Source organism: Bacillus sp. CPT56D-587-MTF (genome assembly GCF_058792335.1).
Genome location: NZ_JBYTEF010000001.1, coordinates 1209398 through 1230586, shown reverse-complemented (window position 1 = coordinate 1230586; position 21189 = coordinate 1209398). Strand labels below are relative to the sequence as shown.

Sequence of the window (21189 nt, the reverse complement as noted above, 5' to 3'; positions counted from 1 at the left end):
TCTTTTCTTTTTAGATTCAAGAAGCGGCATTCAGTTTCCTTCCAACTTATGAAAAATCCTCTAAATTATATAACAACTCTTCAATATGAATTTGTGTCGGGTCTAGTTGTAATAACTGGGTAAATACTTCTTTCGCCTCTTTTCGTTTTCCTTCTTCCAATAAGAAATAACCGTACTCTTCTAAGAAGTCTGGATGATTCTTAAAAGAAGTATATGCACTTTCATAGTGTTTTAATGCATCCGAATACATTTCTAATTGTTTTTTTGCATACGCAAGATCCCAAAGTAGTTGTGTATCTGGTTCTCCACTATCAATAGCACGCTCTACAATTGCAATTAACTCTTCGTACTTTTCTTGTTCTTTTAAGATATATGCATATTTTAATGTTGCACCTAAATGCCCTGGATCTAACTCAAGCGCTTTTTGAAGAACTTCCTCTGCTTCTACTATTTTTCCTAATTTCGCCGCAATGTTCGCTAACTCTACATAAAATGGAACTGAAAGCTCATCTACTTTAATTCCTTCATGAAGCGTTTCATAGCTTTCTTGAAGCATTCCTTCTTTTTCATAGCTTTTCGCTAAATACATGTACAGTGATGCGTACTCAGGGTCTAATTCTTTTAATTCCTGCCAAGCACCAATTGCTCTCTGATATTCTTCACCTTGGTATAATGTGAAGGCATATCCAAATAATGAGTGAATATCTTTTTGTTCCTCTAGGCCTGCTTCATAATAAGAAATCGCTTCTTCCCAGTTTCCGATCGCGCTTAACGTTTCTGCGAGGCGAAGTGCGATCACGACACCACCCATTACTTTATGTTCCGCTAATAGCGATTCATAATAAGTAATTGCCTTTTGTTCTTCACCTTTACTACTATATAATTCTGCTAACCCAAACGTAATAACAGGTTCATCAGGCATCATTTCTTTCGCCTTTAATAGTTTTTGCTCTGCTACATCATCAAAACCTTGCATTTGGAATAAATCTGCAACAAGTAATAACGATTGAACATATAAATCGTCATTTTCTGGAATATCATGAAGCACTTCAATCGCTTCATCTTCTTTATCTAGATCAATATATAATTCTGCTAAAAATACAGTGAATTCACTTTCTTCTGGATACAGTAAACGTAAGTCTTCAGTAATTGCTAATGCCTCATCTGTAAATCCAAGTGTATGATAGTAACGAGCGATATCATACTTCTCTTCATCATTCGCAATTTTTAATTGTTCTTTTAATAATTGTAATCCTTTTTCTGCTTCACCATTTTCAATATATGAAACAGCTTGTTCAAACTTTTGCATAAACGTCTCCTTTAATTCTAAAAAATATTCTTTTCTGTTCATTTATCATAAGCAACTCACTGTTAGAACGCAACCTTTAGAATGAGCATGCTTCTTCTTATACTTCTTCCTACAGAGTAGTTAATTGTTCAAAAGGTTCGGATATGACACCGATACCTTATCATCATCTTCTATTGTACCGCTTTCTTTTATGACCGTGCAAATAACTTCTCTCACTAATTATCAAGCCATACAAACCGTGGTTTACAGAATAACTTAATTAGCAGTCTTCAACCTTTATTTTGAATGCGATAAAAAAGGCTCCTATAATAGGAGCCTTCACAATCTCTTAAGAATATGTTTCTTCTTTCTGTACTTGCTCATTTACAAGCTCTTTCAGTAACTCTATAATTTCATCATTTTCTTCCTTCAAACCGACAGTAATACGAATACCATCATCGATACCAAATGCAGCACCAGAACGAACGATATATCCTTTTTTCATTAATCGTTCGAAAGCTTCATTACCTGGTATACCGAGTTTTAAGAAAATGAAATTTGTTTGAGATGGATAATAGAATACGTTATATTCTTTACAAAATGCATAATACTGATTTAAACCTTCAGCATTCTTTTGCACACAATCTTGTAAAAAAGCTTGATCTTCTAATGCAGCGAGTGCTACAGATTGGGCTACAGTTGATGTATTGAATGGTAACCTAGCTACTTCTAGCTGTCCGATTAACTTCGCATCCCCAATCGCATATCCGATACGAAAAGCAGCTAAACCATATGCTTTTGAAAACGTGCGTAAAACCATAAGATTTTCATACTTTTCAAGAAGTGGTAATGTTTGCGGATAGTCTTCTGCTTCCGCGTATTCATAATATGCTTCGTCCATAATAACGAGAGCCGACTTAGGAACTGATTCTAAAAATGAAAGTAATTTTTGTTTCTCAACATATGTACCTGTTGGATTATTCGGATTACAAATCCATACAATTTTCGTTTTCTCATCTACTTGCTCTAGCATTGCATCTAAATCGTGAATACCATCTTTAAGTGATACTTCACGAACTTCTGCTCCTTCAATAACAGCATGGTGATGATATTGTGAAAACGTAGGATTCGCCATTACAACGTTTGTTCCTTCATGTAGTAACGCTCGGCTAATCATTTGAATGACTTCATCTAATCCACTACCAAATAGTAGTTGTTCTGCTTTTACACCTAAATGTTCCGCTATTTTTGTCCGAAGTTCAAAGGCATATCCATCTGGATAAAGGGCATATTGGCTCGCTAAAGAAGTTAATGCTTCTGTCACACGTGCTGAGCAACCGAATGGATTTTCGTTGGATGCTAATTTCACAATTTTTGATAAACCATATTCTCGTTTTACTTCTTCAATGTTTTTCCCAGGCACATACGCTCTCAAAGTTAACAATTGCTCTTTCACTCTCATTTTTCTTCCCCCAGTCATTTCATTCAATTTGATTACAATACGGTTATAGCCCCTTACTGTAATCTTTTGTCATAACCGTCACTATTACGAGAATACCTCTAAATGAGCACTTCACAGCACTTCGCTATCATTTTAAACCATATCTTTTTGAAATGCCTCTAACGCAATATGAACAGTCTCATCTGAAATAGATACGACATTCACTACCCCATATTCCTGCATAAGCACCATATGAATTGCTCCTGCATTTGCTTTCTTATCTTGTTTCATCAATTGAACGAGGCGCTCTACATTCAAATCTCCTGGCATTTTTGGATAGCCGTATTTCAAGAACCACTGCTTCATATCTTCATAAGCAAGATCAACCTTGTACACTTGCTCACTTAAAAATATGGCGAATAACATTCCAACCGCTACACCGTCACCGTGAGTAATATTTCCATACCCTAGCTCTTTTTCAAGAGCATGTCCTAACGTATGTCCAAAATTCAAATGAGCACGTACACCCTTCTCTGTTTCATCTTGTGACACAACATTTGCCTTTACAGGAATCGCCTTCGTTAATATATGGATTAACTTCTCATCATGAAGATCCGCTAATGTTTGCACTTCTTCTTTTAACCAATGGTATAGCTCCACATCACCGATAAGAGCATGCTTTATCACCTCTGCATAACCTGAACGCCACTCTTTTTCAGGAAGAGACTGTAAAAACGGTGTATGATATACAACTGCTTCTGGCTGATGGAATGCACCAATCATATTTTTACCTAACGGATGGTTAATCGCTACTTTCCCACCCACTGCGCTATCGTGCGCTAATAAAGTTGTCGGAACCTGCACAAAGCGAATACCACGCATAAACGATGCAGCAACAAAACCAGCTAAATCTCCAATCATTCCGCCTCCAAGTGCAAGAATTAAAGAATTTCTATCTAATTTATTTTCAAGAGCTGACGTATGAGCCGCATAGAAATTTTCGAAAGACTTCTCTTTTTCGCCACTTGGTACAACAAACGAAAACACGTGCTGCTCTACTTGTAATGCATCGATAACTGTCTGTAAATGTAGTGATGCAACAGCTTCATCTGAAATAATCATTACGTTAGATACCGCTGGCTGCATATTCTGAACGATCGTTGTTAAGTTTGACAACACTTCTTTACCAACATGTACATCATATTCTTTTGATTTCGTTTGAATATGTATGTTTCCCATTAAAATCCCCTCGCATATTCATTATGTTTCTCAATATTTTCACGAATTAGTTCCATACGATCTAATCCGAATTGTTCTATTAAAGCTGTCGCTAATTCCCAAGCCACAACCGCTTCTGCAACGACACTAGCTGCTGGCACTGCACAACTATCTGAACGTTCAATGCTCGCTGTAAAAGGCTCTTTCGTATCAATATCTACACTTTGAAGAGGTTTATAAAGTGTAGGTATCGGTTTCATCACACCGCGCACAACAATTGGCATTCCAGTCGTCATACCGCCTTCTAATCCACCTGCATTATTTGTTCTTCGTGTATATCCATGCTCCTCATTCCACAGAATTTCATCATGAACTTCACTTCCTGGTCTATGCGCTGCTTCAAAACCAATTCCAATCTCGACACCTTTAAAAGCATTAATACTCATAATTGCAGCTGCTAATTTCGCATCCAGTTTTCGATCATAATGCACGTAGCTACCTACTCCAATTGGCATCCCTTCCACAATTACTTCAACGATTCCACCAATTGAATCACCATTTGCTTTCGCATCATCAATCGCTTTCATCATTTGGTTACCAGCTTCGTCATCTAAGCAACGTACAGGAGATGCTTCGGTAATACTCTTTAATTCTTCAATTGAACTATACGTAATCTCCTTAGCTTGTACACCGCCAATTTCAATTACATGGCCCGCTACTTTAATACCAAGTTCTGCTAACACCTTTTTAGCAACCGCACCAGCAGCAACACGCACCGTCGTTTCGCGCGCTGACGAACGTTCCAGTACATTCCTCATATCTCTATGACCATATTTAATCGCACCATTTAAATCAGCATGCCCAGGCCTTGGTTTTGTCACTTTCCTTTTCATCTCTTTTTCTTCTTGCTCAGTTAAAGGCTCCGCCCCCATAATTTTTGTCCAGTGTGCAAAATCACGATTTTCAACAACAAGTGCAATAGGGGAACCTAATGTTTCTCCATGTCTAACACCACTTAAAATTTGCACTTGATCCGTTTCAATTTGCATGCGTCTACCGCGCCCATATCCCTTTTGCCTTCTAGCTAACTCTTCGTTTATATCATCTGCTACTAAAGACAATCCTGCCGGAACACCTTCTATAATCGTTGTAAGTTGTGGACCATGAGATTCACCAGCTGTAATATATCGCATACATTATTCCTCTTTTCGTATATGTATTTATCTCACTATATTAACTTTTATCATTCTAAAAATATTAAAGAAATTATATCATAAATCGACCATTTTCTTATTCTATATTTCCGATAGTCCTAATTTAAATATCAATATATCATAACAGTTCAAACTTCGTAACTAACTGAAAATAAAAAAAGTGCAAGAAGAATACCCCTATTCTCCTTGCACTTTTTACTATTATCACAGTGATTAAAGCGTTTACAAATTATTTCAAAATAATTAGTAAATCCATTCATTCATTAATTTTGAGTAGTCAACTAATTCTTCTTCTTTAAAGAAAATAGCAATCTCGCGCTCTGCGCTTTCTAAAGAATCAGAACCATGGATAATGTTTTTCGCAACAGTTACACCGAAATCTCCACGAATTGTTCCAGGAGCTGCTTCATGTGGTCTTGTTTTCCCCATCATGTTACGAGCTGTATCTACTACACCTTCACCTTGCCATACCATTGCGAATACAGGTCCAGATGTAATAAAGTCTACTAACTCACCAAAGAAAGGTTTTTCCTTATGCTCAGCGTAGTGTTGTCCAGCAATTTCTGGAGTGACTTGCATTAATTTTGCACCAACTAATTGAAAGCCTTTTTTCTCAAAACGAGCTACAATTTCCCCAATGAAGGCACGTTGTACACCGTCTGGTTTTACCATTAGAAATGTTTTTTCCATAAAAAATCTCTCCACTTCTGAATTATGTATGTAATTGTATATCCCCACACACATATTATCACCCTTATCACAATTGTGCAATAGTTTTGAAATAGAGAGATTATTTTATTTTTTAGAATAAACCTTAAAATTTTCGTTTTCCAATATACTTTGCAACATTTTGTAATGCGTACTTTGCTTTTCCACGTGGGAGTGGTTTTATTATTTCTAAAGCTTTATGTAAATAACGTTCACTAAACGCAAATGCTTGATCAATTGCTGTACTATTTTTTACAGCATCAATAATTTCTTGCATTTCACTTGCTGTTGAATTTTCATGTACAGATGTGATTTTCTGACGAAGTACGGGATCTTCCATCGCATATAAAGCAGGAAGTGTAATATTCCCTTGTAGTAAATCCCCACCAGCAGGTTTTCCAAGTTTCTCTTCTGTAGAAACGAAGTCTAAAATGTCATCAATAATTTGATAAGACATTCCTACAAAATACCCATACCAAAATAGACGATTTACCGTATCACGATTAGCACCAGCAGCAATCGCTCCCAATTGACAACTCGCGGCAATTAATAATGCTGTTTTTCGCTTTATTCTTCTTAAATACGTTCTTAAATTTTGGTCATAATTGTATTTATCTTTAATTTGTTCAATTTCACCTTTACAGACTTCTAAAATAGTATGTGATAACGCTTGATGTGCCTCTGGAATTTCGATATTGGTTATACATTCAAGAGACTTAGCGAACAGATAGTCCCCTGTATACATCGCAATACGATCTCCCCATTTCGCATTCACAGTCGCACTGCCGCGTCGTAAAAATGCAGCATCAATAACATCATCGTGAACAAGAGAAGCCATATGAATAAGTTCTAACGCAACAGCAACATGCTTAATCGCATCTAACTTATAATCTCCAAATTTTCCTGCAAGCAACACAAATACAGGACGAATTCGTTTCCCACCAGCTTCAATAAGCTGTAATGCTGCCTCTTCTACTAATGGCTGTTCAGAAGCGACTGTCTTTTTTAATTCTTTTTCTATCACATTAATATCCGATCGTAAAAAAGAGTACATAAGTTGTAACTTCATATTGTTCACCTTAACCTAAAACTTCTTTTTTCTATTTTGATTCTGGTTTAATTCCTAAATGCATTGCTGCTACCCCAAAAGTAAATGGTTTCACTTGCACACGTTCAAGTCCAGCTTGCTCAAACATTTGAGCCAATTCTTTCATCCCTGGGAACGTACTAGCAGATTCTTGAAGCCATGAATATTCTTTATAACTTTTCGCAAACATCTTTCCAAATAACGGCATGATATATTTAAAGTATAAAATATACCCTTGTCGAAAACCAATCATTGTTGGTTGAGATGTTTCTAAACAGATTACTTTTCCACCTGGTTTTACTACACGCGTCATTTCTTTTAATACGTGCATATAATCCGGTACGTTACGTAAACCAAACCCAATCGTCACATAATCAAACGTATTATCTTCAAACGGAAGTTCCATTGCATTCCCATGTAGAAGTTCTACTTGTTTTAATTGTAACGCCTCTACCTTTTGCTTACCAACAGATAACATATTTTCACTGAAGTCTAAGCCAACAACCTTTCCTTGCTCACCTACGGCTCCAGCTAGCGCAATTGTCCAATCTGCGGTTCCACAGCATACATCAAGCGCTTGACTGCCTGGTTGTACATCCATAATTCGCATCGTTTCTTTCCGCCACGCTTTATGTCTTTGAAAACTAATTACAGAATTCATCACATCGTATTTATCAGAAATCTTTTCAAATACGTCATGTACTCTTTCTTCTTTTGATTGTTGCATGCTCGTACCTTCTTCCAATGTAAAATTGCTTATGTCTTCTATTTATTCCTTAACACAGAATTTATTTCATTTATGTCTGTGTGATTTTCTAAAAATTGTTTTTCTTTCTTTCTCAATTCCTTCATCCAACCATTAATCACTACTTCTGCTTTATCCCCTAAAGCATCTTGCATAGCTTGAAAAACAGGTGAATGTTGCTTATCAGCATACAATTGAATTTCTTTTTGAAGGCGATTTCCACCTAATACGTATGTGATAAATGGCTTCCAATGTGATAACTGAAAATGATCACATGTTTTTTGAAGGAGCGCAGACTCAATCGTTACTATGCTTTTCATTATGTCATCCGTCGTTTCATGCGCTTTTTGGTATAACATAATTTTGTGTTCATTTATCTCTTTAATTCCTTCAGCAAGTGCACGAATTAAAACAATATCACGATTCATAGACAATAAATAATAATATAGTCCACTATAGTAATCGCCTGCAAGTACTGTTAATTGACGACATTTATGGAATTCAATCTCTTCCTCGCCTGCTTTATTTGATACCCTTTCATGCGTATCAAGCGCAATTTGTACGAGCATAATTGTTACTACGTAATGCTCAATTTGTTCTATATGTAAGTTTGCACTCTTTAAAGCACCATATAACAATGCTATCTTTTCTTCATCAATAAATGGTTCTTCAATATAGTTTATAAAATAAGGATGGCGTAATTTCTCCATCAATTTTTCTTTTATACCCGCATACCCTCCGTAGATGTCACACACAAAAAATCACCCTTGTTTTCTAATTCATAAAACTTATTATAACACATACACTCTATTTTCTATAACCAAAACTTGGCTACACCTACCATTCATGTAAGCAATCTTTCTAATCTCACTCTGTCTAGTTAAAACTATATCATTTATTTACTAAAAAAAAAAAGAAAAGCAGTTTCCCGCTTTTCTTTACTTCGTTTTAATAAACGATAAAATTTCACTGCGCGCTGCAGCATCATTTTCAAGCACACCACGCACTGCTGTCGTTACTGTTTTCGCACCTGGTTTTTTCACACCACGCATCGTCATACACATATGTTCTGCTTCTACTACTACCATTACACCATGAGGCTCTAGTACTTCCATAATAGAGTTCGCTACTGTTGATGTAATACGTTCTTGCAGTTGTGGGCGACGTGCAATTGTATCTACGGTACGAGCTAATTTACTTAACCCTGTTACCTTTCCACCTTGCGGAATATATGCAACGTGAGCAACTCCATAGAATGGTACTAAATGATGCTCACACATCGAATAAAATGGTATATCTTTTACTAGTACAAGCTCTTCGTGATCTTCTCCGAATACTTTATGCAAATGCTCTTTCGGATCTTCATGCATACCTGAGAACACTTCTGCGTACATTTTTGCAACACGCTTTGGTGTATCAAGTACTCCCTCACGATTTGGGTCATCCCCAATCGCCTCTAAAATAAGGCGTACTGCATGTTCAATTTGTTCTAAATTAACTTTTGCCATCCGCTAGCCCTCCCGAAAACCTAAAAGTGATACGAACACATTCTAGCATATTTATGTTTTTAAAAGCAAAAAGAAGAGTTCCCAAAAAGGAAACTCTTCTTCCCTGTTAATATGTAAGGATTATTTAACCGCATCTTTTAACGCTTTACCAGGTTTGAATGCAGGTACTTTACTTGCAGCGATTTCAATCTCCTCACCTGTTTGTGGGTTACGACCTTTACGAGCCGCACGCTCACGAACTTCGAAGTTACCGAATCCGATCAGTTGTACTTTATCACCTTGTTTTAAAGCTTCTAAGATAGAATCAAAAACAGCGTCTACTGCTTTTGTTGCGTCCTTTTTAGAAAGGGAACTTGCTTCTGCAACAGCATTGATTAAATCTGTCTTGTTCATGCCATTCACCTCCTCCCAAAGATAAGACTGTATAATGATCATAAAATGAGTCTTACTTTCATTTGTAGGCAATTTTTGCAAATTCTATACTACAAAGATGTAGATAAATCATTATCAACGCCTATATTATACGATTCTCCTTTATAATTCAATATTTTTAAGGAAATTGTTACTCTTAAAATGTGAAAATCTGATGAAACTTGACAATTTACAACAATGTATTAGATAATGACTGTTTATTTTTCTATTTTATAATCAAAAAAAACAAAAAATCCCTCTACAATGAGAGGGATTTTTTCTTATAGTATAATCGCAATTAATCCGCCAGATCCTTCATTAATAATTCTTTCTAGCGTTTCTTTTAATTTATATCTAGCATTTTCTGGCATTAAAGATAATTTCGCCTGAATTCCTTCTCGAACAATCGAGCTAAGTGAACGTCCAAATATATCAGAATTCCAAATTGATAACGGGTCATCTTCAAAATCTTGCATTAAATAACGAACTAATTCTTCACTTTGCTTTTCAGTACCAATAATCGGCTCAAACGTTGACTCTACATCTACTTTAATCATATGAATAGATGGCGCTACCGCTTTTAACTTCACACCAAACCTTGAACCGTGACGAATAATTTCTGGCTCATCTAAGCTCATATCCGCTAATGCAGGTGCTGCTACACCATATCCTGTTTGCTTAACCATACGCAGTGCATCCGCCACTTGATCGTACTCTATTTTCGCATGAGATAAATCGAGCATAAGCTTTAACAAATGATCTTTCCCTCGAATTTCTACTCCTACTACTTCTTTTAAAATCTGATCATATAATTCATCTGGCGCATATAAATCAATCTCCGCCACACCTTGCCCCATATCAATGCCAGCTAGGCTCGCTCGATCAATAAATTCATATTGACTAAACTGCCAAACAACGCGATCCACATCACGAAGACGTTTTATATCCTTCACAGTTTCTTGAACTGCTTCTTGATAACTTTGACGCAACCAATGCCCTTCATTTAGCACCATTACCCAACTCGGAAGGTTCACATTCACTTCTAATACAGGGAATTCAAATAGCGCTTCACGAAGTACATTATATACATCTGTTTCTCTTAAACTCTCCACACTCATTGCAATAACCGGGATATCATATTCTTCTGATAAACTTTGGCGTAATTGCTCTGTATCTGGATGATACGGCTGTACCGTATTAATTATCATAATGAAAGGTTTTCCTACTTCTTTCAACTCATTTACAACGCGTTCTTCTGCCTCTATATAATCTCTTCTTGGAATTTCACCAATTGTTCCATCTGTTGTAATTACAACACCAATTGTTGAATGTTCTTGAATTACTTTACGCGTGCCGATTTCTGCAGCTTCATGGAATGGAATAGGTTCTTCATACCAAGGGGTATTAATCATACGCGGGCCATTCTCATCTTCATAGCCCTTCGCTCCAGGAACCGTATATCCAACACAATCTACTAATCGAATATTCACTTCAAGTCCTTCATCTACTTCGATAGAAACCGCTTGGTTTGGAACAAACTTCGGTTCCGTCGTCATAATTGTACGACCAGCAGCACTTTGAGGCAATTCATCCTGCGCTCTTTGACGGTCAGACTCATTCTCAATATTTGGAATAACTACAAGTTCCATAAATTTTTTAATGAATGTTGATTTCCCTGTTCGAACAGCTCCTACAACTCCAAAATAAATATCACCGCCTGTTCGTTCTGCAATATCTTTAAAAATATCTACCTTTTCCAAGTGATTCCCTCCCTCAAAATTTTTGGGAATAATTCCGCGTTTATAGTCAACTAATACCTTCTCTAACGTTGCCTATAATATCTGATATAATATAATGGTATTCTAGAAGTTCGGACAATATATCATATAATTTTGTCCAATTTCATATGACTATTAAAAAATATCTTTTGTTTGCATCGTAAGTTGTATAACATAAAAAACCTTTCTTCTAGAACTTATTCACTAAAAGAAAGGTTCATGACTTATCATTTTAAAAAAATTGGTTCTCCGTCCTTTACTGTGTACGGTAAAGAATAAGCTGGTACAAACGGGGAACCTTTCGAAAGTATATTTCGAATATCTTCTCCCTCTGTAAACTGCCCTTCATTTTTTTTCAAAGCGTCATATAGGTCGATTCTATAATCAACAAAAACTTCTCCTTTTTCATTAATTACAAAAGGAAGTCCTTTACCAGAATATGGACTTGTCACTTGTGGCACATCTTTATATCCTAGTTTTTTGAAATCCAATTCATATACACCATCTGAAATTACTTTTTTAAAAGGTGGATATTGATGTTCATCACGATACATCCTAAGCTTTAAAGATAGTTCCTGAATTTGTTCAGCCATCCTAACATCAATTAACTTTACTGTCGGATTTGTTTCAACGTCTATTAATACGTATTGATATACTCCTCCACTTTCATACGCATTCCCTGGCGCTTCTTGTATGTAACGCGGGGCAACCTGTTGAAAATCGATTGGATACTTTTGATAAATAGGTGTACTCATATCCCTCGTCTTAATTGGCAATATCCCATCATTTTGCTCCTTAAATGTCACAACAGCTTTTTGAACAACCTGTAGCTGATCTTCATAAGGAACCGCATTTTGCTTCATATTTTCTTTCGGATACAGACACCCCGTTAAAAGGCTCATACAACAAAATATTAAAATAATATGGAATTTTTTCACTAGCATCACCTTTTCATACTAATCTAATTTGCTCCGTATGTAGTATTTTCGAGACCATTCCATTTACTGCTGTACAGGTCCACTAAATACAACAAGAAAAATAACAATTCCTGACACAATCATAAGGGTGTACGCTACTAACGCTGTAATCCCTTTCAAAAATTTATTCTTTATTCTATGTCTACTTAATAAAATAAAACTTACTGCAAAAAACATAAATCCAATTGCCCCTAAAGCCAGCCACATTTTCATAAGCCCTTCTGACATATACACACCCCTTTTTATTAATCTATTTTTATACTATTTTAACAAATTAAAATCTTTAAACAAATACAAAAAGAACATTTTACTACAAATCGCGAGTATGTAACTTTAATCAATAGGTTTTCCAGCATTTCTCACCAATCTAGGCAAAAATAAAACCGAAGCGATTGTATCTCTCGCTTCGGTTGACCAAATATGCCCAAAAACAGCTCTATTCCCATTCTTTCATGGCTATCATATGCAATCTCCAAACTCTTTGTTTCTCATAATTTATTTTTTAAACATTTTGCTTAACGAACCAAAATCTGTTGGCATATTATTATTAATAATCGCTTTTACAATTTGATCCTCTTGCTCTTTCGGCACTTCACGTCCCGCCATAAGAGCCACTTGATGAATTAATTGACGAAGTACAGTTTCATCACGTAAATTCGCATTTTGCACGGATGATGCTAATTTAAAAATATCCTCTTTATTTACTTTCGCTTCCTTCTCAATATTATTAAAAATATTATTATCCATTCTTTTCACCCTCTCCTCAAGTTACTCTTCATCCTATGCAAAAATGAAAAAATGGTGAAAAGACCCAAAAAATAAAAAAGCGACAGAAGTACAAATGTACTTCTGTCGCTTTTCTTTACAGTAAATCAGGTATAGCTTCCACTTCATGTTTTCGAACACGTCCCATCAATGAGCCTACTGCATCTTTTACGTTATTCCCATTGAACAGCACGTCATATAAAGCAGCTGTAATCGGCATTTCAACTTCCATTTTCTCTGCCAATTCATGAGCAGCTTTCGTTGTTCTTACACCTTCCACAACCATACCCATGCTTTCTAACACTTCTTCTAAAGAGTGTCCTTTTCCAAGCATATTTCCAGCGCGCCAATTTCGGCTATGAACACTTGTACAAGTTACAATTAAGTCTCCCATACCAGTTAGACCAGCAAACGTTAACGGATTCCCGCCCATTTTTCTTCCTAAACGAGCAATCTCTGTTAAACCACGTGTCATCAATGCCGCCTTTGCATTATCACCTAATCCAAGACCATCAGTTATACCAGCAGCTAATGCGATAATATTTTTTAACGCACCACCAAGTTCAACTCCAACGATATCTGGATTTGTGTATACACGAAAATAACTATTCATAAATAAATCTTGTACTTCCTCAGCCGCTTCCATACGCTTTGCTGCAGACGTAACTGTTGTCGCTTGTCGTAAACCGACTTCTTCAGCATGACTCGGTCCAGACAGTACAACAACATCTTTAATTAAGTGCTCTGGAATTTCTTCCTCAATCACTTCCGAAATACGTTTTGACGTACCAGGTTCAATTCCTTTGCTCGCATGAATCCAAGTAATTGGTTCAGTAACAATTTCTTTCATCTCTTGTAATACATCTCTGTACGCTTTCGTTGGTACTACTAGCAGTACTGTATTTACATCTACTAATGCTTCTTCTAAAGAAGAGTAGGCTACGATTGTGCTTGGCAATGTAATGCCTGGGAGATATCGACTATTCTCATGTTTCGTATTAATTTCATCCATAAGTTCTGGGCGATTTCCCCAAATACGTACATCATGTCCATTGTCAGCTAATACCATCGCTAACGCTGTTCCCCAGCTACCTGCTCCTACTACTGTGATTTTTGTCATAAAATCACATCCTCTCCATTAGTCTCTTGCTCTAGCGATAATGTGAATCGGCGTTCCTACGAAGCCAAATGATTCACGTAAGCGATTCTTTAAGAAACGCTCATATGAGAAGTGCAATAATTCTGGATCGTTTACAAACACAACAAATGTCGGTGGTTTTACCGCAACTTGTGTTGCATAGAAAATTTTCAGACGGCTACCATTATGAGTTGGCGTCGGATTCATCGCTACCGCATCCATAATTACATCGTTTAATACGTTCGTTTGAATACGGATACTATGACTTTCATTTACCTCATCGATAACCGGTATTAATGTTTGTGTACGTTTTCTCGTTTTTGCAGATAAGAAAACAATTGGTGCGTATTCTAAGAATTGGAAATGAGCACGGATATTTTCTTCAAATGCTTTCATTGTTTTTTCGTCTTTTTTCACTGCATCCCATTTATTTACAACGATAACAACAGCTCGCCCTGAATCATGAGCATATCCAGCGATTTTTTTATCTTGCTCAATAATTCCTTCTTCACCATCTAAAACGACTAAAACAACGTCAGAACGTTCAATCGCTCTTAGCGCACGAAGTACACTATATTTTTCTGTACTTTCATACACTTTTCCTTTTTTACGCATACCAGCTGTATCAATAATTACATAATCTTTTCCATCTTTACTATATGGTGTATCGACAGCATCACGAGTTGTTCCTGCTACATTACTAACAATTACACGCTCTTGACCAAGAAGAGCATTTACAAGTGATGATTTCCCTACGTTTGGACGTCCAATTAAAGAGAAACGAATTGTGTCTTCATCATATCCGTCTTCTTCAATCTTTGGAAAATGTTGTGCAGCTTCGTCTAGCAAGTCACCTAACCCTAATCCGTGTGTACCTGAAATTGGGAATGGTTCGCCAAATCCTAATGCATAAAAGTCATAAATGTCACTGCGCATTTCCGGATTGTCCACTTTATTTACTGCAAGTACAACCGGTTTATTTGAACGATATAAAATTTTTGCAACTTCTTCATCAGCTGCTGTTACACCGTCACGACCGTTTGTCATAAAAATGATAACATCCGCTTCATCAATTGCTACTTCAGCTTGTTGACGAATTTGTGTCAAAAACGGCTCGTCTCCAATATCAATTCCGCCCGTATCAATAATGTTAAATTCATGATTTAACCATTCTCCAGCGCTATAAATACGATCGCGCGTTACACCTGGAATATCTTCTACGATTGAAACTCTTTCTCCAACAATTCTATTGAAAATAGTAGATTTCCCTACGTTCGGGCGACCTACTATCGCTATTACTGGTTTCGGCATATACTTTCATCCTTTCAACTTGCTTCTGTTTATTATGTAAAAAACCCTTCTTTGTGCAAGAAGGGATTTGCATTCCAGAATATTTCTCAACGTATCAAAACACCTCACATTATAACATACGTTGCTAATGTTTCACAATAATATATACATTCTCTTGTAAGCGATGTGCAATACCATCTAAAATTGCTTCTAAATTATTTGCAACAAATTCTAGTTCCTCCGTCGATTCGCAAACGAATAAAGGAGCACCACCTGCAAATTTTTCTGGAGTCGTTGTTATAACTGCCAGAATAACACTTTCTAACATCATCTCTTATCTCCCCTTCCTTTTGGGGCTTCCGATGACATATGGACAGCACTTTCTAACGTTGGTACATTTCCTATGACACCTATCGCTTTCTCTGCATCTTGATCTTGCGGCAGGACAAAAATCCCAACCCTGCCATCCTCTAAATCACGCTTTGCTAACGGTACAAGCGCTGGTGTACCAGAATCTCTATAAATCCCTAACGCTACTGAAACATCGTGTAAAATAGCTTGTCGTTGCCCTAAATTTGAGATTGTAACCATCGCATCAATTGATTTCGGCTTTAAAATAAAACCCATACCATATTTCATAATTTCTTCTTGTCTTGCTGGCAATCCAATATTCATAATGTAAATATTGTCAATATAAAGCCCTGCTCCTTCAAAACGAAGCGGAACGTGCTCAATTTCAACAAGATCATGTAGCCTTTTACCAGACATTAATTTTTTCGCGATAAAAAATGCGATTATAGCCATAATTACTCCTGCAATCCATGAACGGAATCCTATATACGCAAACGTCGTTGCAAACGACGTTAACATTGCCAAATAGTTGCGACTTTCAAAAACCAATGCAATTCCTTCAATGTATGTATTTCCACGCGGTACGAGCTCATACCCATCTAATTGTTGAAGCGTATTTCTTTCCATATTACGTACATCACGAAATTGTGTCGCTGCTAATGTAAGAAATGTAATGGCAGAAAAATCTTTTTTCAAAATAGACGGGATTGCAATCGCTCCTAAAGCAGCTGCAATTAACCCCATTGCAATATGAATAATTTTCCCATGTAGCCTCGTCGGATATTGCCGCGTATCCGTCCGAAGCATTAGCACCCTTGTAACTGTCCCTGCTATTACGCCGCATAAAATGGCTGGTGTATATTCAGTCATGTATTACCCTCGCCTTTCTTTTACGTGTTTTTCTCTTAAACCGTTCCATGTATACTGATGCTTTTGCAATCCAAAACAATATTGCCATGAATAATGTAGAAATGGCGACGATATCAAAAAATGCTAAACTACCGTAATCATATGGAAAATTCAATTTCCTAAAAATAAATGTCACTAGCAGCTCTCCTTGTAACATCCCTACATATAGAGAACATAATCGTAATATGCGATCCCCATGCAATAACACCGATGCATACACAAGAGCACTACTTAGCAGAAACACTCTATCCACCACAATCCAAATCGGATCATATATTTCTAACAGATGAAAACTCGTATATAACATTGCAATAATAAGTGCCGAAAGTAAGCTATACAATTTTTTCCAGACGGAATATAGCGTGATCCCTATAAAAGAAATAATACAAAGTAAAAGAGCATTTACTGATACCACGAATGAGGCAATCGTTACATGTAACGGAGAGCAAATTATAAAAAACAGTATACAAGCGCCTAACTTCCACCGGATAGGGTCCTTTTTCATAAAAAAGGTTACAATGATCCACCCTATCCAAGCTACAAAATAAAAAGTACTTCCATCCATCAACTTCACCTCCTATGTTTTCCATTATGGGAACTTTTTATGAAAGTTAATCCACTTTATTTACGCATAGTTTTTTCTTATAACAGCAACACTTTTAACAAGGAGGTGTTATTCATTATGGGTAAAGATCGCCAAGAACGAAAACTACGAGAATCACGCCGCGTTGAATCCGATCGTGATCAATCACTACAATATCCAGGTGCAACTGGACTTGATACACCAGAACAGGCTCGAAAACAAAACCAGCACTAATTAATACAAAAAGACGGTTTCTATATTGTACGAAACCGTCTTTTACATAATCAGTTTAATGATTTCTATTTATATCGAAATAATATTTCGCATACTATATCTTCCCATTACTTCTTTTTACCTTCACCTATTCCCATTAAAAATTAAGTTCTCTCCAGTAATTCGACAACACACCATCTACATTTTTCAACCCTTTTTCAATTACAATTTTTACGAAATGATATTTTTATATAATACTAATTCCATTCTCCACTTTATATTACGAAAAAGAATAGAACAAAAAAAAATCAACCGAATGGTTGATTTTTTATCTCCTACTATAATGCGCAGTATCAATACCACGCTGCATTAACCAATGATATGTTTCCCCCTTTACAACAAGAGGTACAGATTGCAACTCTTCTATCGTCTTCGCACCAAGAGCTGTCATTATAAATTTCAAATCTGTATGTAGAAGCTCAATTTCATCTACTAACTTCTCGATACCATCTTGCATTAAAATACGTAAAAAATAACCAGCAAACGCAGTTGTATTCGCCCCTAATGCGATTGCTTTCGCTACGTCAAGCGCTGTTTGTATACCCCCAGATGCAATAAAAGAGAGGTTATTATTTGTAGAGGTTGCTTCAATAATCGAGGTTGCTGTTTGTATGCCCCAGTTATTAAAATAAGAAAGCATTCGCTGTCTTCTTTCGTTTTCAACAGCAGCAAAATTCGTACCACCTTGCCCACCAATATCAATTGCTGTTACACCTACGTTCACTAACTGTTGCATTGTTTCCTTACTCATCCCAAATCCAACTTCTTTTACAATGATAGGAACTTTACTATTTAAAACAATTTTCTCAATGCGCTGAAGTACTCCAGTAAAATCACGGTCTCCTTCTGGCATCGTTAACTCTTGTATGACATTTAAATGAATTTGTAATGCATTCGCTTCAATCATATCAACGGCGCGCTCTGCCTGCTCGATAGTTGCCTCACTACCTAAATTAGCAAAGAAAATACCATTTGGGTTTACCTTTCTAATCACCTTATAAGAAGCAGCTTCACTTTCATCTTTTAACGCCGCCATTTGCGAACCTACAGCCATAGCAAGGTTATGATGTTTCGCTACATATGCTAATTGCTCATTAATATGTAACGTTTTCTCTCCTCCACCACCAGTCATCGCATTGATAAAAATCGGCGAACTTAGTGAAAGTTCGCCGATTTTTGTTTCACATGTTATTGTGTCATAATTTGAATTTGGCAAGCTTTGATGCACAAAATCAATATCATGAAAGCCATGCGTACGAGACTGACCAGTAGAAAGAGCGTATTCAATATGATCTAATTTACGTTTTGCCCTTACCACTTGTACCCCTCATTATTTCTTTAATTTTTTCAGTTGTTCACCAATAATATCACTTAATTGGAAAGTAGCAGAATCAGCATTTGGCTCATACTGACTATAATCTTCAGTTACATTATTTTCCTCAAGCGCTTCTTTTATACTTAAAGAAATACGTTTCTCTGCTACGTGAACTTCAAGTACTTTCACTTTTACTTCTTGTCCCATTTCCAATACTTCATTCGGATTTTTCACGTGACGATTTGCAATTTGAGATACGTGTACAAGCCCTTCAACGCCCGGTAAAATCTCAACGAATGCACCAAATGTAACAAGGCGTTTTACTACTCCCTCACGAATATCTCCAGCTTTTATTTCGCCAGCAACGTTTTCCCAAGGTCCTGGTTGAGCTGCTTTAATTGATAAAGAAATACGTTGTGTATCAGCATCAACAGATAACACCTTTACCTTAACCTTTTGACCTTGCTCTAACACTTCAGAAGGTTGCTCTACACGTTCGTGTGAAATTTGTGAAATGTGAACTAAACCGTCCACTCCACCAACGTTAACGAATGCACCAAAGTCAGTTAATCGTTGTACTGTTCCTTCAACAACGTCCCCTTCTTTTAATGAAGAAATTGCTTCTTTTTTCTTAGAATCTAGTTCTAATTCTACTACCGCTTTATGCGAAAGGATTACACGATTTTTTTCACGGTCTAATTCAACAATTTTCACCGCTAATGTTTTACCTTTATAGTCAGTAAAGTCTTCTACATAATGTACTTCTACAAGTGAAGCTGGAATAAAACCGCGAACACCAAGGTCCACAACTAATCCGCCATTCACAATATCTTTTACAGTAACATCAAATACATGACCAGAAGTAAATTTCTCTTGTAGTTCTACCCATGCTTTTTCTGCATCAACGGCACGTTTAGATAAGACAAGATCATCTTCTTCTAATTTAATAATTTTCAACTCTAGTGTTTGATCTAATTCTACAACATCGCTTGCTTTTTCAATATGAACGTTAGCTAATTCACTAATTGGAATTACGCCATCTGTTTTGTATCCAACATTTACAAGCACTTGTTTCTCTTCAACCTTCGTTACAGAACCTGTAACAACGTCACCAACTTGTAATTCTTTTGAATCCATAACTTCTTCATTCATTTTCTCTACCATGGAAATACCTCCCTACAGAATTGACAAAGCATTTTTTATGTATATACGAAATGAAAACAAAGTTTTCATTTGCATGTTTAAGAATTTCTCATCACATACTCTTTTTCAATAACATTCACAAGAAAATATATTAAATCTATATAAATAGTATACAGCAAAACCAGCTTGAAAAAAGTATGTTTTGAAATATAATAGCGAATATATTCTGACAGTTTTATTCCTCTTTAACTAACTTCTTACAAATCAGCTCATTTGTCAAGGAAAGAGACTCACAATTCACGTATCCTTTACATTTCTATTTAAACAAAAAAAGAAAGAGGACTATCCCCTTTCTTTATTTCGCAAACACTCCAGAAACAATGCTCATAATTTTTTGGACAACTTCTTCAATTGATAAAGAAGTCGTATCTAATTCCAATGCATCATCAGCCTTTTTTAGTGGAGAAACTTCGCGTTCTGAATCTAATTTATCACGCTGAGCAATTTCTTCTTTTAGCTGCTCTAAATTAGAATCGAAACCTTTATTTAAATTTTCTAAATGTCTTCTTTCCGCTCTTTCTTCAACAGAAGCAAGCATAAAGATTTTCACTTCAGCATCCGGTAATACATGTGTACCAATATCACGGCCGTCCATTACAACGCCGCCTTTTTTCGCTAACTCTTGCTGACGACGTACCATTTCTTCACGAACAAGGCGATGTTTCGCTACAATAGATACTCGATTCGTCACATCAGGTGTACGAATTACTTCAGAAACATCTTGTCCATTTAAAAATACAAGCTGTGTATTTTCTCCTTGCTGAAACTCAATATTTACATTCTTTACAACTTCCATTAACTGCTCTTCATTTTCAATGTCTACTTTTTGTTCAAGGGCTGCATATGTAAGCGTACGGTACATTGCGCCTGTATCAATATAAACGTAAGAAAGTTCCTTCGCAACAACTTTTGCCACTGTACTTTTCCCAGCAGCTGCTGGACCATCTATAGCAATTGAAATTCGTTTATCCATTGTAACACCTCATT

The 21189-nt window shown here is 36.4% G+C and carries 23 protein-coding genes; 1 reads left to right on the top strand and 22 read right to left on the bottom strand.

Going from position 1 to position 21189, the window contains the following annotated elements; translation table 11 throughout:
• Window positions 1-46: 46 nt before the first annotated feature.
• The 19 genes from AC3WVZ_RS06460 to AC3WVZ_RS06370 form a co-directional block, all read right to left on the bottom strand.
• Window positions 47-1309: a tetratricopeptide repeat protein gene (locus AC3WVZ_RS06460; protein WP_001168671.1), complete on the bottom strand. Its 1263-nt coding sequence runs from the start codon at window positions 1307-1309 to the stop codon at window positions 47-49.
• 328 nt (window positions 1310-1637) lie between these two features.
• A complete protein-coding gene (hisC, locus tag AC3WVZ_RS06455) occupies window positions 1638-2750 on the bottom strand; it encodes a histidinol-phosphate transaminase (protein ID WP_001264019.1) in 1113 nt (370 codons plus the stop codon).
• A 132-nt stretch (window positions 2751-2882) separates the two neighbouring features.
• Window positions 2883-3968 carry a 3-dehydroquinate synthase gene (gene aroB, locus AC3WVZ_RS06450; protein ID WP_000526819.1) on the bottom strand — a complete coding sequence of 362 codons (1086 nt, stop codon included), beginning with the start codon at window positions 3966-3968 and terminating at the stop codon, window positions 2883-2885.
• Window positions 3968-5140, bottom strand: coding sequence for a chorismate synthase (gene aroC / locus AC3WVZ_RS06445; RefSeq protein ID WP_001269384.1), 1173 nt, complete (start codon window positions 5138-5140; stop codon window positions 3968-3970). Before aroC ends, aroB begins: the two co-directional genes overlap by 1 nt.
• A 264-nt stretch (window positions 5141-5404) precedes the next feature.
• The gene (gene ndk, locus AC3WVZ_RS06440) at window positions 5405-5851 is read right to left on the bottom strand and encodes a nucleoside-diphosphate kinase (protein WP_000415883.1); all 447 of its coding nucleotides are present in this window, start codon (window positions 5849-5851) and stop codon (window positions 5405-5407) included.
• Window positions 5852-5975: 124 nt separating this feature from the next.
• Window positions 5976-6938, bottom strand: coding sequence for a heptaprenyl diphosphate synthase component II (hepT, locus tag AC3WVZ_RS06435; RefSeq protein WP_000776077.1), 963 nt, complete (start codon window positions 6936-6938; stop codon window positions 5976-5978).
• Window positions 6939-6969: 31 nt separating this feature from the next.
• Entirely contained in the window at window positions 6970-7683 is a 714-nt protein-coding gene (gene menG / locus AC3WVZ_RS06430) for a 2-heptaprenyl-1,4-naphthoquinone methyltransferase (RefSeq protein WP_001187674.1), read from the bottom strand.
• A gap of 38 nt (window positions 7684-7721) precedes the next feature.
• Window positions 7722-8456 carry a heptaprenyl diphosphate synthase component 1 gene (locus tag AC3WVZ_RS06425; protein ID WP_000332847.1) on the bottom strand — a complete coding sequence of 245 codons (735 nt, stop codon included), beginning with the start codon at window positions 8454-8456 and terminating at the stop codon, window positions 7722-7724.
• A gap of 183 nt (window positions 8457-8639) precedes the next feature.
• Window positions 8640-9209: a GTP cyclohydrolase I FolE gene (gene folE / locus AC3WVZ_RS06420; protein WP_001151482.1), complete on the bottom strand. Its 570-nt coding sequence runs from the start codon at window positions 9207-9209 to the stop codon at window positions 8640-8642.
• A 120-nt stretch (window positions 9210-9329) separates the two neighbouring features.
• Window positions 9330-9602 carry an HU family DNA-binding protein gene (locus AC3WVZ_RS06415; protein WP_001043860.1) on the bottom strand — a complete coding sequence of 91 codons (273 nt, stop codon included), beginning with the start codon at window positions 9600-9602 and terminating at the stop codon, window positions 9330-9332.
• Between the two features lie 299 nt (window positions 9603-9901).
• Window positions 9902-11380 carry a stage IV sporulation protein A gene (spoIVA, locus tag AC3WVZ_RS06410; protein ID WP_000416519.1) on the bottom strand — a complete coding sequence of 493 codons (1479 nt, stop codon included), beginning with the start codon at window positions 11378-11380 and terminating at the stop codon, window positions 9902-9904.
• Between the two features lie 245 nt (window positions 11381-11625).
• Window positions 11626-12336 (bottom strand): YphF family lipoprotein, encoded by a 711-nt coding sequence (locus tag AC3WVZ_RS06405; RefSeq protein WP_233936201.1) that lies wholly within the window; start codon window positions 12334-12336, stop codon window positions 11626-11628.
• A 63-nt stretch (window positions 12337-12399) separates the two neighbouring features.
• Complete coding sequence (locus AC3WVZ_RS06400; RefSeq protein ID WP_001289008.1) at window positions 12400-12603, bottom strand: DUF2768 domain-containing protein; 204 nt, start codon at window positions 12601-12603, stop codon at window positions 12400-12402.
• Between the two features lie 267 nt (window positions 12604-12870).
• Entirely contained in the window at window positions 12871-13122 is a 252-nt protein-coding gene (locus AC3WVZ_RS06395) for a stage VI sporulation protein F (RefSeq protein ID WP_000369754.1), read from the bottom strand.
• A gap of 115 nt (window positions 13123-13237) precedes the next feature.
• Window positions 13238-14260, bottom strand: coding sequence for an NAD(P)H-dependent glycerol-3-phosphate dehydrogenase (locus AC3WVZ_RS06390; protein WP_000161763.1), 1023 nt, complete (start codon window positions 14258-14260; stop codon window positions 13238-13240).
• A gap of 18 nt (window positions 14261-14278) precedes the next feature.
• On the bottom strand, window positions 14279-15589 hold the full coding sequence (gene der, locus AC3WVZ_RS06385; protein ID WP_001125893.1) for a ribosome biogenesis GTPase Der: 1311 nt from the start codon (window positions 15587-15589) through the stop codon (window positions 14279-14281).
• A 124-nt stretch (window positions 15590-15713) separates the two neighbouring features.
• The gene (locus tag AC3WVZ_RS06380) at window positions 15714-15899 is read right to left on the bottom strand and encodes a capping complex subunit for YIEGIA (protein WP_000979059.1); all 186 of its coding nucleotides are present in this window, start codon (window positions 15897-15899) and stop codon (window positions 15714-15716) included.
• A complete protein-coding gene (locus AC3WVZ_RS06375; protein ID WP_000141596.1) occupies window positions 15896-16789 on the bottom strand; it encodes a YIEGIA family protein in 894 nt (297 codons plus the stop codon). The genes AC3WVZ_RS06380 and AC3WVZ_RS06375 overlap by 4 nt, the downstream gene beginning before the upstream one ends.
• The gene (locus tag AC3WVZ_RS06370) at window positions 16782-17393 is read right to left on the bottom strand and encodes a YphA family membrane protein (protein WP_065382322.1); all 612 of its coding nucleotides are present in this window, start codon (window positions 17391-17393) and stop codon (window positions 16782-16784) included. The genes AC3WVZ_RS06375 and AC3WVZ_RS06370 overlap by 8 nt, the downstream gene beginning before the upstream one ends.
• Before the next feature lie 117 nt (window positions 17394-17510).
• Here AC3WVZ_RS06370 and AC3WVZ_RS06365 point away from each other — a divergent pair, with 117 nt between their 5' ends.
• Entirely contained in the window at window positions 17511-17645 is a 135-nt protein-coding gene (locus tag AC3WVZ_RS06365) for a YpzI family protein (RefSeq protein ID WP_000513900.1), read from the top strand.
• A gap of 307 nt (window positions 17646-17952) precedes the next feature.
• Here the strand turns inward: AC3WVZ_RS06365 and AC3WVZ_RS06360 are convergent, their stop codons facing one another.
• The 3 genes from AC3WVZ_RS06360 to cmk form a co-directional block, all read right to left on the bottom strand.
• Window positions 17953-19002, bottom strand: coding sequence for a type 2 isopentenyl-diphosphate Delta-isomerase (locus AC3WVZ_RS06360; protein ID WP_000251036.1), 1050 nt, complete (start codon window positions 19000-19002; stop codon window positions 17953-17955).
• 12 nt (window positions 19003-19014) lie between these two features.
• Complete coding sequence (rpsA, locus tag AC3WVZ_RS06355; RefSeq protein WP_000229559.1) at window positions 19015-20163, bottom strand: 30S ribosomal protein S1; 1149 nt, start codon at window positions 20161-20163, stop codon at window positions 19015-19017.
• Between the two features lie 334 nt (window positions 20164-20497).
• Window positions 20498-21175, bottom strand: coding sequence for a (d)CMP kinase (gene cmk / locus AC3WVZ_RS06350; RefSeq protein WP_000361252.1), 678 nt, complete (start codon window positions 21173-21175; stop codon window positions 20498-20500).
• Between the last annotated feature and the right edge of the window lie 14 nt (window positions 21176-21189).